This window comes from Massilia sp. SYSU DXS3249 (assembly GCF_053668055.1).
On record NZ_JBSIPX010000004.1, the window covers coordinates 291,250 to 305,226 of the forward strand.

Genomic DNA, 13,977 nt, shown 5'->3' on the forward strand with positions numbered 1-13,977 from the left:
CGGCCGGGTCCGGGCGCGCCTGGCGCATCCGGACCCGGCCCCGCCTTCCTTTATTCGACTTTCTGCAGCTGGACGACGGTGATCGCGCCGTTGACGCGGTCGGCCGAGAACTTGACCTTGTCGCCGACCTTGACCTGGTCGAGCATGGCGGCGTCCCTGGTCCGCAACGCCATCGTCATCGCCGCCATGTTGAGGTTGGTGATCTCGCCGTGGCGCAGCGTGATCTTGCCGGTTTCCTTGTCGATTTTCTTCACTTCGCCGTCGACGACCGCCAGCGCAGCGGCCGTGTGTGTTGCGTGCGCACCGTGGTGCTGGTGTTCCTGGGCCGAGGCGCCGGCCGTGGCGGCGGTCATGGCGATGGCGATGGCGAGTCTGGAAATTGCGTTCATGTCGAATCCTTTCGTGTGGTGGTCGGGTCAGTTGTAGTGCTTGTATACCGAGGTGCGGCCGCCCGCTTGCACCAGCAGCACGTCGTACGGGTCCTTGCGGGGTCCTTCCATGCCAGGGGAACCGAGCGGCATGGCCGGTACCGCCAGGCCTTTCGCCTTCGGCTTTTCCGCCAGCAGGCGCTTGATCTCGCGCGCCGGCACATGGCCTTCGATGGCGTAGCCGTTCACCATGCCGGTGTGGCAGGAGCCAAGGGCTTCCGGTATGCCGCCGCGCGCGCGGTAATCGGACGGGTCCTCGACGTTTTTCACGCGGGTCTTGAAGCCGTTCTTCTTCAGGTGCTCGACCCATGCCTCGCAGCAGCCGCAGTATTCGCTCTTGAATACGTCGATGACGGGGGCCGCCGCCATCGCGGCAGCTGGAAGGCAGAGGCTGGCAGCCAGCGCGGTGCGGGAAACGATCGTTCGGATCATGCGTCTTCTCCTTGTCTGTTGCTGTCAGTAATGGCCTTGGTGGCCGGTCGGCTTGCGGACGTTGACTTCGATGTCCTTCCTGGCTGGCCCCTTGGCGTCCGCGGCGGCCGGCATCGACTGGCCGCCGGCGTGGTCGTGGCGCATGGCGGGCGGCGGCGCCCCTTTCCACTCGTAGGCCACCGTGCCGGCCGGATGCTTGTACCATCCCGGATCCTTGTAGTCGCCCGGCTTCTGGTCCTTGCGCACCTTCAGCACGGTGAACATGCCGCCCATCTCGACGCCGCCGAACGGGCCTTGTCCAGTCATCATCGGCAGCGTGTTCTCGGGAAGCGGCATCTCCATGTCGCCCATCGAACCGCCTTTTTCTCCCATGACCATGTAGTCCGGCACCAGCTTGGCGATCTTCTCGGCCACGCCACGGTGGTCGACGCCGATCATGTTCGGCACGGTGTGGCCCATGGCGTTCATGGTGTGGTGCGATTTGTGGCAGTGGAAAGCCCAGTCCCCGGGCTCGTCGGCGATGAATTCGATGGCGCGCATCTGGCCGACCGCGACGTCGGTCGTGACCTCCGGCCAGCGCGAGCCGGGCCGGGTCCAGCCGCCGTCGGTGCCGGTGACCTCGAACTCGTGGCCGTGCAGGTGGATCGGGTGGTTCGTCATGGTCAGGTTGCCGGCGCGGATGCGTACGCGGTCGCCCTGGCGCACGTTCATCGAGTCGATGCCGGGGAAGGCACGGCTGTTGAACGTCCAGATATTAAAATCGGTCATTTCGTTGACGCGCGGCGTGTAGCTGCCCGGCTCGATGTCATACGCATTGAGCAGGAACACGAAGTCGCGGTCGACCGCATGGTGCGCCGGGTTCTTCGGGTGCGTGACCCAGAAGCCCATCATGCCCATCGCCATCTGCACCATCTCGTCGGCATGCGGGTGGTACATGAAGGTGCCCGGGCGGCGGGCGACGAATTCGTACACGAAGGTCTTGCCAGGCTGAATGCCTGGCTGGTTCAGGCCGGTGACGCCATCCATGCCGTTGGGCAGGCGCTGGCCATGCCAGTGGATACTGGTGTGTTCCGGCAGCTTGTTGGTGACGAAGATGCGCACGCGGTCGCCTTCGACCACTTCGATGGTCGGCCCCGGGCTCTGGCCATTGTAGCCCCACAGGTTCGCCTTCATGCCAGGTGCGATCTCGCGCACGACCGGCTCGGCGATCAGGTGGAACTCCTTGACCCCATTGTTCATGCGCCACGGGAGCGACCAGCCGTTCAGGGTGACGACCGGGTTGTAGGGACGGCCGTTGGGCGGCGCCAGGGGCGGCTGGGTCGCCGCGCTGGCCATGCTCGGCGCTTCCGGCAGCGTGGCCGCGCCTGCGCGCGAAACCAGGCCGGCGCCGACCATTGCTGCGGCGCCGGAGAAGAAATGTCGACGGGAAGTCATGGTCTGATCCTTGTTCAATGTTCGGGTGCCGCTTCGGCCGGGGCGGATGCCGCGGGCGAGACCGTGCCGCTGCCGCCGCCGCTGCCGTTGATGGCCGCCTGCAGGTCGGTCTCCGCGACCCAGTAGTCGCGCTGCGCCTGGATGGACGCGTTGACGCCGTTGATCTGGCTGCGGGCGTCGGCCAGCAGTTCGAAGACGCTCATCAGCATGCCGTTGTAGCGCAGCAGGGTCTCCTCGGAGATCTTCTTCTGGAGCGGAACGACTTCGTCCCGGTACTGCTTCGCGACGTCGTAGGCGGTGCGGTAGGCGGAATAGGATTCGCGCACCTGGGAGCGCGCCACCGTCGCCGTATGCGCGGTGCGGTGCACGGACTGCATGTAGAGCGCCTGCGCCTTGGCCACGCGCGCGCCGCCCCAGTCGAAGACGGGGATGGCAAGCTCGATCTCGTAGCCGTTCTCGCGCGGCGAGCCGGACTTGCTGGTGTTGGCGTAGCCGGCGTCGAGCACGTTGACGAAGCCCGTGGCCCGGGTTAGCCCCAGGGCGCGCGCGGTCGACTCGGTATTGAGCCTGGCCAGGCGCACGTCGAGACGCTGCTGCATCGCCAGTGCTTCGATGTTGGCGGCCTCGCGTGGCGCAGCCGGCAGGTCGGGGAGGCGGTCGGGCAGCTGGAAGGCAGTGTGCGCGCCCCATACGCCCATCAGGCGGGCAAGCTGCTCGCGCGCGGCCAGGGCCCCGTGGCGCGCGCGCGCCAGCTGCGCGGCCGCCTCGGCCGAGAAGGCCTGCTCGCGCGCCTGGTCCAGTGCGCTCAGGTTGCCGACTCTGGCCATGCGCCGTGAGAGTTCTGCGCTTGCATCCGCTGCCTCGCGTACCTGCCCGGCGTAGAGCGCCGCCTGGGCGCTTGCCACCGCCGCGAACCAGGCCTTGCGCGTGTCGGCCGCCAGGCGCACGGCCTCGCCGGCGGCGGCCAGCCTGGCGCCCTCGAAGCGGCGCGCCTCGATATCGCGCCGCAGCGGAATGGTCACGAGGCCGACCAGGTCGAACATGATGCTGCGTTCGATCTCGGTTTCGCCGCCGCCGGACATACGGCTGAAACTGAAGCCGGGATTGCGCATCCGGCCCGCCTGCACCAGGTCGGCCTCGGCCACGCCCAGCTCGGCGAGCGAGGCCCGCAGGCCGCGGTTGTTGAGCAGGGCCACGCGCACCGCATCGTCGGCGGACAGCGGGGCCTGCATGAGCCGCGCGACCTCGTCGCGGGCCGGATCGGCGTCGCCGGTAGCGCGCGGCAGGCGCACGTCCTGGCCGCTGCGCTCGGCCGTCATGGCCGAGACGGCATCGAGGCCGCCGTCCCGGGAGAACGTGGAGCATCCGGCCAGGGCCAGGGCCAGGGCGCCCGCCGCGAGGGCGCGCAGCGTTGGAAGAGAAGGCTGTGTCTTCATTGTTCTTGGCTTGCCTCAGTGATGTTTGCTGTGATCGACGGGCGCAGGCTGGCGCGCCGGGGCCGGCGGCACGGCAGGCCGCGGCGCGGGCGCCTGGGCGGGCTGGGCCGCCGGCACGGCGCCGGCGTGGCCCGCATGGGCGGCGTCCGCCTGGTGCGTTCCATGGCCGGCGTGCGCGGAGGACGCGGCTACCTCCTCGTTGGCGGCACGCCAGAGCTTGTCGGGGGTGGCCTGCTCTGCCGCCTGCACGGGGCGCGTGAACACCGATTCGTACACGATCGGCGTCACGGCCGCGCCCGGATCGGCGGGGCCGGCCGTGCCGGGAGTTGGCTGGGCCAGCGCAGCGAAGGGCGCGGCCAGGAAGGCGCCAAGCATGGCGGCCAGGAATGTCTGGTTCATTGTCAGTCCTCAAGATCGGCGTGCGCGGCCATGCAGGATGCAGGCGAACGGGCACGCAAACAGGCGCAGAAGGTGCAACGGGTGCAACGGGTGCAACCGGCGTCAGCGGGCCGTGCAAGGGCCGCGCTCAGCGCTCGGCTGGATCAGGCGGCGTGACGCCGGGGAGGACGCTGGAGGCCCTCCGGAATGAATCCGGGGACCAGGGCCGACGGCGCGGCGCGGAAGGCGTCCGAGCCGTCGAAGGTGGGTACGGGGAGGAAGGCCGAAGGCGGCGCAACCGCGCCGATGCACAGCGCCGAGCAGGCGCTGCAGGATGAATGGGGGTGCTGCTCCGCCTGTGCGTCCGGCGTCTGGGCAACGGACACTGCCTCGCCGCCGCCGCCGCCGCCGCTGCCGGCGTGGTCGCCGTGATGGGCGTGCATGCCGGCATCCATGTCCTGTCCGGCCGGCGCGGGCATTGCCGCGAATTCGCGGTGGTTCGGCGCGCACGACATCCCGACGCTGGCAGCGAGTGCTTGCAGCGGCAGGATGGCCATCAGGAGCCAGACCAGCAATGTCTTGAGCGTGCGGTTCATGGGTGCGGCGAGTATAGCATGGCCGGTTTTGCGCGTGAACGGGTTTAAGCCTGGCCAAAGCCGGCATGTTGCACGCGGCCCGCGAGCGCCGCGGCGCGGAAGGCGCGCGCACTTGACCTTCCGGTTGCGGGAAGGTTTACAGTGACGTCATTGGATGCGCGCAGTCCCGTTACGGGATGTGCCTTCCCGATACAGGAGGAGCCATGGAAAACCGTTCTCATGCGCATCCGGGCCAGCCGCCGGGCCACGACCGTCTCCCCACGGCGGCTGCCATCCCCGCCGCCGCGCCTGCGGGCACGATGTATACCTGCCCGATGCACCCGGAGGTCGGGCAAGCGGAACCGGGAGTTTGTCCCATCTGCGGGATGGCGCTCGAGCCGCTGCTGCCGGTGCCCGACGAAGGCGAGCCGCCCGAGCTGGCCGACTTCAGGCGGCGTTTCTGGTGGACGCTCCCGCTGACCATCGCCGTGGCGGTCCTGGCCATGGCCGGCCACCGTCTCCCCGGCGGCCGGCAGGCCTGGCAGGGCTGGATCGAGCTCGCACTGAGCACGCCGGTCGTCGTGTGGGCGGGCCGGCCGTTCTTCGTGCGCGCCATGCAGTCGATCCGGAACCGCAGTCCCAACATGTGGACCCTGATCGGGCTGGGTGTCGCGGCCGCGTACGGCTACAGCGTGACGGCAAGCTTCGCCCCCGGCCTGTTTCCGCCGGACTTCGCCGCGCACGGCCGGATCGGCGTGTACTACGAAGCCGCCGCCGTCATCGTCTCGCTGACCCTGCTCGGCCAGGTCCTGGAGCTGCGCGCCCGCTCGCAGACCTCGGCGGCCATCCGGTCCCTGCTTGGCCTCGCGCCGCGGATGGCAAGGCGCATCGGCCCGGACGGCGCCGAGGAAGACATCGCACTGTCGCACGTGCACATCGGCGACGCGCTGCGCGTGCGCCCGGGCGAGAAGGTCCCGGTCGACGGCGTGGTGACCGAAGGCGAGAGCGCCGTGGACGAATCCATGCTCACCGGCGAACCGATTCCCGTGACCAAGCAGCCCGGCGACAAGGTGATCGGCGCGACGCTCAACACCAGCGGCAGCCTGGTGATCCGGTCCGAACGCGTGGGCGTGCAGACCATGCTGGCGCAGATCGTCCAGATGGTGGCGCAAGCCCAGCGCTCGCGGGCGCCGATGCAGCGCCTGGCCGACCTCGTGGCGGGCTATTTCGTGCTGGCCGTCGTGGCGATTTCGCTGCTGACCCTGCTGGGCTGGGGCCTCTTCGGCCCCGATCCCGGCTGGGTGTACGGTTTCGTCAACGCGGTCGCCGTGCTGATCATCGCCTGTCCCTGCGCGCTCGGCCTGGCTACCCCGATGTCGATCACGGCCGCGACCGGACGCGCCGCTTCCCAGGGCGTGCTGTTCCGGGACGCGGCGGCGATCGAGGCCATGCGCAAGGTCGATACCCTGATCGTCGACAAGACGGGAACGCTCACCGAAGGCAAGCCGGCATTCGACCGCGCGGTCGCCGCGCCGGGCTTCGGCGAAGACGAGGTGCTGCGCATCGCAGCCGGCATCGACCAGGGCAGCGAGCATCCGCTGGCGCAGGCCATCGTCACGGAAGCGCGCAGGCGCGGGCTGGTCCTGGACAAGCCGGAGTCCTTCGAGTCGTCCAGCGGCATCGGCGTGCGCGTGACCTTGCGGGGCCGGCGCGTCGTGCTGGGTAACACGGTGCTGATGGAGGGCGAAGGCGTCGACTGGACGCCGTTGCAGCGCCAGGCCGAAGAACTGCGCGCGGCCGGGGCCAGTGTCGTGCTCGCGGCACTCGACGGGCAACTGGCCGGCCTCGTCGCCGTGTCGGATCCCGTCAAGAACACCACCCCGGAAGCCCTGGCGGCGCTGCATGCCGCCGGCCTGCGGGTCGCGATGGCGACCGGCGACGGGACGAGCACTGCGAAGTCCGTGGCGGCGCGGCTCGGCATCGACGAGGTCCACGGCGAAGTCAAGCCGCGCGACAAGCTGGCGCTGGTGGAGCGCCTGCAGGCCGAAGGGAAGGTCGTGGCGATGGCCGGCGACGGCATCAACGACGCGCCGGCGCTGGCGAAGGCGGACGTCGGCATCGCCATGGGCACCGGCACCGACGTCGCCATCAATTCGGCCCATGTCACGCTGGTCAAGGGGGACCTGCGGGCGATTGCGCGGTCGAGGCTGCTATCCCTCGAGACGGTGCGCAACATGCGGCAGAACCTCGGCTTCGCGTTCGTCTACAACGCGCTCGGCATACCGCTGGCCGCGGGACTGCTGTATCCGCTGACCGGGCAGCTGCTGTCGCCGATGATTGCCGCGCTGGCGATGAGCCTGAGTTCCGTCTCCGTCATCGGCAACGCCCTGCGGCTGCGGAGCGCGCGCATAGGCTGAGTCGTAAAGTTTCGTTTAAGATATTTACTGCTACCAGCCGGCGAGTCGGACGGCCCGCTCGCCAGCGCGACGCGGATCGCCACACCACAACAAGCGTAACAGCGGAAAGTCATGAATGAACGCAGAAATGAGTACCGAACAAGGCACCCCGGGCGTCGATTCGCCGCACCACATCACGGCCTCGCGCCGCATCCTGGCCGCGATCCTGGTGACGATGTTCGTCTCCGGCCTGATGAGCGGCCTGGCGGAAGAACGGCAGGTGCAGGAGCCGGTGTGGTGGTCGGTGCTGTCCGCTTTCCTGTCGAGCTTCCTGACCTTCTGCTGGTTCCGGCTCGACCGCGACGCCCGCGGCGTGCGCCGCTCGGTGTGGGCGAACGTCGCCATCCTGCTGCTCGAACCGCTGGCGATCCTCGTCTACGTGCTGGTCAGCCGCCCGCGCGGTGAAAGGTTGCGCGGCTTCGGGCGGCTGGTCGGCTTCTTCCTGCTGATGATGGTGGCGGTCACCCTGGGAATGATGGCCGCCATGGCTCTGGCCTGAATCAGAAGTCGATCGACCCCGATACCGTGACCGTGCGCGGCGCACCCGCCACCAGGTAGCCGAAGCCGGGGTAGCCGCCGGCCGACGCCCAGTAGTCCTTGCCCGTGACGTTGTCGACGCGCGCGCGCAGCGTGAGCTCGCGGTCCATCAGGCGCGTGGCCCAGCTGGCGCCGAGGTCGAGGCGGGTCCAGGCGGGCACGCGCTGGGTGTTGGCGGCGTCCGCGAACTGGCTCGAGGTCGAGACGGCGCGCGCGTTCAGGGACAGGCCCGGCACGCCCGGCACGTCCCAGTCGGCGCCGAGGTTGAACTGGACTTCCGGCACGCCGATCGCGTCGCGTCCCTCGAGGGCGGCGCTCGCCGTGCGGCGTTGATCGCTCTCGAGCAGGGTCAGGCCGCCCAGCAGGCGCAAGCCTTTCGTGGGCAGGCCGAACACCGACAGCTCGACGCCGCGGTTGCGCTGCTCGCCGAACAGGCCGAAGGTCCTGTCCTGGATATAGGACTGGGGCTGGGCGGTGGTAAAGAAGGCCGCGCTCATGCCCAGCTTGCCGCCATCGTACTTGGCGCCGATTTCCTTCTGGCGCGAGCGGTAGGGCGCGAACACGGCGTTCGGGTTCGTCAGGGGGCGGCCCTGGCTGTCCGCCGCCGGCGCCACCGCGCCGGGCTGCAGGGCCTCGATATAGTTCGCATACAGCGACAGGCCATCGAAGGGCTTGTAGACCAGGCCCGCGACCGGCGTGTTGGCGCTCGATTCGTAGCGCGAATTTTCCACGCCGCTGACGTAGTCAAAACCGGCATCCTTGATGCGCTGGTGGCGCAGGCCGACGGTCAGCAGCACCTTGTCGTCCATGAAGGAGAGCGTGTCGGCGATGGCGCCGCTGGAGAGGATGGTCTTGCGGGTCAGCAGCGGGTCGGCCATGTCCCCGCCCGGGAAGAAGCCGGTCGGCGGTTCGGCCACGTCGACCGGGCGGTAGATGTTGGTCAAAAAGCCCGCGAAGTCGCCCAGGGCGAAGGCGTTGCGCGACTCCGAATGGTAGCCCGATGCGGTGGCCGACAGGCTGTGCTTCACAAAGCCGGTGCGTAGCGAGCCGCGCACGCCCACTTCGCCGGTGCGCACCTCGTCCTCGCGCACGTTGTCGAAGCGGCTCATGTTGGCGTCGCCATTGACGCCCGTGATGGTGGTGGTCGTCAGCACGTTCAGCTCGTCGCCCTTGCGCGCGCCGAAGGCGGCCCAGGCCACCGCGTCCTTGCCGAGATCGAGCTCGCCGCGCAGGGTGCCGAAGACGTCGCGTTCCTTCGAGATCGTCCACGGTTGCGCCCAGTTGCTGTCGGAATCCGGCGCCTCGATCACCGGCAGGCCGGCCGCCATCGTCACGCTCGGGCGCGCGTTGTGCAGCTGGTGGTTCTGGTAGCCGACGTCGGCCGAGACGCGGTAGCCGTTGCCGCGGTAGTCGGCGCCGACCGAGAACACGGAGAGCTCGCGCTCCTCGCGGTCGATGGCGGTCTCGCCGTCGCGCCGCACCGCATTGATGCGCAGGCCGGCGCGGTCCTCGGGGCCGAAGCGGCGCGCGAGGTCGACTGCGCCATAGACCTGGCCGCCGCCCTCGACGCCCAGCGTGGCGCGGTTCAGCGGCGCGTTCGGGGCGCGCTTGGGCACCAGGTTGATCATGCCGCCGATGCCGCCGCCGCCCGGCGCCGCGCCGTTGATGAAGCTGTTCGCGCCGCGGAACACTTCCACGCGCTCGAGCAGCTCGGAGGCCACGAACTGGCGCGGCAGCAGGCCGTACAGGCCGTTGTAGGCCAGGTCGTCCGAATTCACGGCGAAGCCGCGGATCACGTACAGCTCCTGGTAGTTGCCGAAGCCGCGCGCGACGCGCACCGAAGGATCGTTCTGCACCACGTCGGCCACGCTGCGCGCTTGCTGGTCCTGGATCAGCGCCTGCGTGTAGTTGTTCGCGTTGAAGGGCGTGTCCATCATGTCGAGATTGCCGAGCAGGCCGAGGCGCCCGCCGCGCGCCACCTGGCCGCCGGCGTAGTCGCGCGGCAGGCCCTGGGCGGAGGCGTCGGCCGAAGCGGTGACGACCACGGTCTGGATGGGTTGCTCGGGTGTGGCGGATGGCGTCGGCTCGGCGGTCTGGGCAGCGGCCTGGGAAGCGAGGAGGAGGGCGCCGAGGGCGAGCGGGGTGAGGGCGAAACGTGTGCGGTTCATAAAGATGTTTTGTTATTAGTGAGAATGGTTCTCATTATTATGCGTGCAAAGCTTGCGAATGTAAATGAGAACCACTATCATTTGCCGCTCATCATCGATGTTTGTCCCTATGTCCTCGACTTCCCTACGCCGCTGGAGCTGGATCCACAAATGGAGCAGCCTGGTCTGCACCGTCTTCATGCTCCTGCTGTGCCTGACCGGCCTGCCGCTGATCTATCACCACGAGATCGGCCACCTGCTGGGCAACGATGTCGAGGTGCCGACGCTGTCGGCCGCGCAGGAGGCGAACCCGCCGCGCGCCAACCTCGACGACGTGATCGCCGCCGGCCGCGCCCTGTATCCGAACAAGATCATGATGTACATGTCGCAGGAAATCGACGAGCCGGCGATCTGGAACGTGACCCTGGGCGACCATCCGGAAGACGAACACTACAAGCCGATCGCGGTCGATGCGCGCACGGCGAAGGTCATCACCGAACCGGCCTTCGAGGGCGGGGCCTTCATGTCGACCATGTTCCGCCTGCACGTGGACCTGTTCGCGGGCCTGTACGGCAAGCTCTTCCTGGGTTTGATGGGCCTGCTCCTGCTGGTGGCCATCGTCAGCGGGGTGGTGCTGTACGCGCCCTTCATGCGCAAGCTCGACTTCGGCACCGTGCGCCATGGCCGCACGAGCCGCTTGAAGTGGCTCGACCTGCACAACCTGCTCGGCATCGTCACCCTGGTGTGGGCGCTGGTGGTCGGCGCCACCGGCATGGTCAATACCTGGGCCGACGTGCTGCTCAAATACTGGCAGTCGACCGAGGTGGCCGCCATGCTCGCGCCCTACAAGGGCCTGCCGCCGCCGAAGGAAACGCGGATGGCGTCGATGGACGCGGCGGTGAAGCTGGCCGAGCGCGCGGCGCCGGGCATGCAGGTCGCCTTCGTGGCCTTCCCCGGCACGCCCTTCGCCAGCACGCACCACTACGGCGTCTACATGCGCGGCAGCGAGGCCTTCTCGTCGCGCCTGTACAAGCCGGTGCTGATCGACGCCCATACCGGCGCGATCACCGACCAGCGCGAGCTGCCCTGGTACCTGACGGCGCTGCTGGTGTCGCAGCCGCTGCACTTCGGCGACTACGGCGGCGGCTGGATGCAGCTGCTGTGGGCGCTGCTCGACGTGGCGACGATCATCGTCCTCGGCAGCGGCCTGTACCTGTGGATCAAGCGCGGGCAGGCCGAGAAGCGGCACGTGGAGGCGGCGCGCCAGTCGCGCCAGGCGCCCGAGCCCGCGCCTGTCCTGTCCGCGGCGCGCGGCGGGGAGGGGCGATGAGCGGCCGCTTCATGGCGGTCTGGGGCATGCCGATCCTGCTCGGCGTGCTGACGATGATCGGCCTGGTGAGCGCCTTGCTGGGCGACGGAATCTGGGACCTGGTCTCCGCCTTTGCCCTCGGCGCGCCAGTCGCGGTGGGCGCCTGGTACGGGCTGCGCCGCAAGCCGCGCTGATCTTGCCAAAGCCTTAAGGATTTCCAAAGCAAGCGCAGAAAAACTCCCGGTATAAAGTCGACATCGACACCACAACCAGGAGACTGCAATGAAGGGCTTCATCCGCGCCAACAAGGGGTTTTTGCTGTTCATGTGCCTGTTCGGCGTGTTCCGGACGGCGGTCGCGGACTGGAACCCGGTGCCCACGGCCTCGATGCGGCCCACGCTGCTGGAGGGCGACGTCGTGTTCGTCAACCGGCTCGCCTTCAACGTCAAGGTGCCCCTGACCGACCATGTCCTCGCGCACACCGGCGAGCCGCAGCGCGGCGACGTGGTGACCTTCAGTTCGCCGCTGGACGGCACCCGCCTGGTCAAGCGCCTGGTCGGCCTGCCGGGCGACGTGGTGGAGCTGCGCGGCGAGCGCCTCGTCATCAACGGCGTCGAGGCGCCCGTGGCGGACGCGCGCCAGGTGATGGAGCCGCGCGGGGCAGGGCAGGTGGCGGCCCTGCGCCTGAGCGAGACGCTGGGCGAAGGGGTGGAAAAATCGCGCCACACTATCCAGATCATCCCGCAGGCCCCTGGCTTCGGGCGCGACTTCGGCCCGGTCAAGGTGCCGGCGGGCGAGTACCTGATGCTCGGCGATAACCGCGACGACAGCGCCGACTCGCGCTACTTCGGTTCCGTGCCGCGAAACCTGCTGATCGGGCGCGTCGAGCGCCTGATGGTCTCGGTCAACATGCTCGGCCACTACGCGCCGCGCTTCGAGCGCTTCGGCATGGCGCTGAAGGAGTAGAAGCGGCGGCGGAATGAGGCCGCCTCCGATGTCCTGACGGAAATCTCTGTACAATCGCCGCCTTGTTTGCCATTCGTGCGCCGCCTCTTTGCGGCGCGCGTCGTTTTGAAAGTCCGCGATGCACAGAATTCTTACCGTCGTCCTGGCCTGCCTCGGCATGGCCGGCGCCCTCGCCATCGACACCTACCTGCCGTCCATGCCCGCGATCGGGCGCGAGTTCGGGGTCGGCCCGGTGGCCGTGCAGCAGACCCTCTCGGTCTTCCTGTTCACGTTCGCCTTCATGATGCTGTTCTACGGCACCCTGTCCGATTCCTTCGGCCGGCGCCGCGTGATCCTGGTCGCCCTGGTGCTCTACACGATCGGCTCGATCGGCGCCGTCTTCGCCCCGACCTTCGGCTGGTTGCTGGCCTGCCGCGCGCTGCAGGGCCTGTCGGCCGGCGCCGGTTCGGTGGTGGGGCAGGCCATCGTGCAGGACCGCTTCAAGGGCGCCGAGGCGCAGAAGATGATGTCGAACATGATGATGGTGTTCGGCCTGGCCCCGGCCATCGCCCCCATCATCGGCGGCTGGCTGCACGTGCACTTCGGCTGGCGTTCCACTTTCCTGTTCCTGGCCGGCTTCGGCGTGCTGCTGATCGCGATGACCCTGCGCCTGCTGCCCGAGAGCCTGCCGGCCGAGAAGCGCCAGGCCTTCCACCCGGGGACCATCGCCCGCAACTACCTGAAGGTGCTGCGCCATCCGCAGTTCCTGCTGCTGTCGCTGTCGGTGGGCCTGGCCTTCGGCGGCCTCTCGCTCTACATCGGCTCGGCCGCCAACTTCGTGATGGAAATCCTCGGGCTGCCCGAGACGGCCTTTGCCTGGATGTTCATTCCCCTGATCGGCGGCATGGTGCTCGGTTCGGGCTGGGGCGGCAAGCGCGCGGCGACCATGGCGCCAGGCCGCATGAAGTGGATCGGCTTTACGACCATGCTGGTGGCGGCGGTGCTGAACATCGGCTACAACGCCTTCTTCCCGGCCGCCGTGCCCTGGGCCGTGCTGCCGCTGGCGGTCTACACCTTCGGCCTGGCGGTGGCGATGCCGGCGATCCAGATGAATGCATTGGGGCTGTTCCCGGAGAACCGCGGGCTGGCCTCGTCGATGCTGGGCTTCATCCAGATGATGTCGTTCGCGCTGGTGTCGGGACTGGTGGCGCCGCTGCTGTTCGACAGCGCGTTCAAGCTGGCCTGCGGGGTGGGGGTGGGACTGGCGGGGAGTTTTGCGGCGTGGAGGTTGAGCAAGCTGGCTTGAGTGCAGCGGTATGCATGGGCCGCTTGAACGCGTGGACGGGAGACCCGTCCACCCTACGTCCTGCCGGCGGCGATCACCGCCGATGCGTCTTCATCGCCGACGCCACTTCCCGCTTGGCGTCGCGGTCCTTCTCGGTGGCGCGCTTGTCGTGCTGCTTCTTGCCCTTGGCGAGGCCCACCTCGCACTTCACGCGGCCGCCCTTGTAATGCAGGTTGAGCGGCACGAGGGTATAACCCGAGCGCTCGACCTTGCCGCGCAGCTTGTCGATCTCGGCGCGGTGCAGCAGCAGCTTGCGGGTGCGCAGGGCTTCGGGGTGGCTGAAGGAGGAGGCGGTGGTCAGGGCGCTCACGTGGCAGCCGAACAGGAACAGCTCGTCGCCGCGCACGACGACATAGGCTTCCTTGATGTTCACGCGGCCTTCGCGGATGGCTTTGACTTCCCAACCTTCCAGCACCAGGCCCGCTTCGTAGCGGTCCTCGATGAAATAGTCGAAAAAGGCTTTCTTGTTGTCTGCGATGCTCATGAAATAGCGAAAATTCGCGGGTCGGTTAAACTACGGCTGTGCGCCAGGTTGGCGCAAAATGCAACTTGTCC

14 protein-coding genes are annotated in these 13,977 nt (G+C 68.5%); 6 read left to right on the forward strand and 8 right to left on the reverse strand.

From position 1 onward, the window contains the following. Positions 1-50 precede the first annotated feature (50 nt). The 6 genes from ACWCIA_RS07425 to ACWCIA_RS07450 all read right to left on the reverse strand — a co-directional run bounded on the left by ACWCIA_RS07425 (position 51) and on the right by ACWCIA_RS07450 (position 4,683). Positions 51-389 (reverse strand): copper-binding protein, encoded by a 339-nt coding sequence (locus ACWCIA_RS07425; protein WP_454161952.1) that lies wholly within the window; start codon positions 387-389, stop codon positions 51-53. A 27-nt stretch (positions 390-416) separates the two neighbouring features. Then, positions 417-860 carry a DUF411 domain-containing protein gene (locus tag ACWCIA_RS07430; protein WP_454161953.1) on the reverse strand — a complete coding sequence of 148 codons (444 nt, stop codon included), beginning with the start codon at positions 858-860 and terminating at the stop codon, positions 417-419. Positions 861-884: 24 nt separating this feature from the next. Next, positions 885-2,294 carry a multicopper oxidase family protein gene (locus ACWCIA_RS07435; protein ID WP_454161954.1) on the reverse strand — a complete coding sequence of 470 codons (1,410 nt, stop codon included), beginning with the start codon at positions 2,292-2,294 and terminating at the stop codon, positions 885-887. 14 nt (positions 2,295-2,308) lie between these two features. Further along, the gene (locus ACWCIA_RS07440; protein WP_454161955.1) at positions 2,309-3,730 is read right to left on the reverse strand and encodes a TolC family protein; all 1,422 of its coding nucleotides are present in this window, start codon (positions 3,728-3,730) and stop codon (positions 2,309-2,311) included. Positions 3,731-3,745: 15 nt separating this feature from the next. After that, complete coding sequence (locus tag ACWCIA_RS07445; protein ID WP_454161956.1) at positions 3,746-4,129, reverse strand: hypothetical protein; 384 nt, start codon at positions 4,127-4,129, stop codon at positions 3,746-3,748. Between the two features lie 143 nt (positions 4,130-4,272). Then, a complete protein-coding gene (locus ACWCIA_RS07450) occupies positions 4,273-4,683 on the reverse strand; it encodes a hypothetical protein (RefSeq protein ID WP_454161957.1) in 411 nt (136 codons plus the stop codon). A gap of 224 nt (positions 4,684-4,907) precedes the next feature. Here ACWCIA_RS07450 and ACWCIA_RS07455 point away from each other — a divergent pair, with 224 nt between their 5' ends. Next, a complete protein-coding gene (locus ACWCIA_RS07455) occupies positions 4,908-7,100 on the forward strand; it encodes a copper-transporting P-type ATPase (protein ID WP_454161958.1) in 2,193 nt (730 codons plus the stop codon). Positions 7,101-7,227: 127 nt separating this feature from the next. Then, positions 7,228-7,638, forward strand: a complete 411-nt coding sequence (locus tag ACWCIA_RS07460; protein ID WP_454161959.1) for a hypothetical protein — start codon at positions 7,228-7,230, stop codon at positions 7,636-7,638. A gap of 1 nt (position 7,639) precedes the next feature. Here ACWCIA_RS07460 and ACWCIA_RS07465 read toward each other — a convergent pair whose 3' ends face one another. Next, positions 7,640-9,844 carry a TonB-dependent receptor gene (locus ACWCIA_RS07465; RefSeq protein ID WP_454161960.1) on the reverse strand — a complete coding sequence of 735 codons (2,205 nt, stop codon included), beginning with the start codon at positions 9,842-9,844 and terminating at the stop codon, positions 7,640-7,642. 109 nt (positions 9,845-9,953) lie between these two features. On the opposite strand from ACWCIA_RS07465, the gene ACWCIA_RS07470 reads away from it, so the two are divergent. From ACWCIA_RS07470 to ACWCIA_RS07485, 4 genes are all read left to right on the forward strand, one after another. Then, entirely contained in the window at positions 9,954-11,153 is a 1,200-nt protein-coding gene (locus tag ACWCIA_RS07470; RefSeq protein WP_454161961.1) for a PepSY-associated TM helix domain-containing protein, read from the forward strand. Continuing rightward, positions 11,150-11,326 carry a hypothetical protein gene (locus ACWCIA_RS07475; protein WP_454161963.1) on the forward strand — a complete coding sequence of 59 codons (177 nt, stop codon included), beginning with the start codon at positions 11,150-11,152 and terminating at the stop codon, positions 11,324-11,326. The genes ACWCIA_RS07470 and ACWCIA_RS07475 overlap by 4 nt, the downstream gene beginning before the upstream one ends. An 88-nt stretch (positions 11,327-11,414) precedes the next feature. After that, positions 11,415-12,098: a signal peptidase I gene (lepB, locus tag ACWCIA_RS07480; protein ID WP_454161965.1), complete on the forward strand. Its 684-nt coding sequence runs from the start codon at positions 11,415-11,417 to the stop codon at positions 12,096-12,098. Positions 12,099-12,216: 118 nt separating this feature from the next. Beyond that, entirely contained in the window at positions 12,217-13,383 is a 1,167-nt protein-coding gene (locus ACWCIA_RS07485; protein ID WP_454161967.1) for a multidrug effflux MFS transporter, read from the forward strand. Between the two features lie 73 nt (positions 13,384-13,456). On the opposite strand, the gene smpB is transcribed toward ACWCIA_RS07485, so the two are convergent. Continuing rightward, positions 13,457-13,906 (reverse strand): SsrA-binding protein SmpB, encoded by a 450-nt coding sequence (gene smpB / locus ACWCIA_RS07490; RefSeq protein ID WP_136221348.1) that lies wholly within the window; start codon positions 13,904-13,906, stop codon positions 13,457-13,459. Positions 13,907-13,977: the final 71 nt, after the last annotated feature.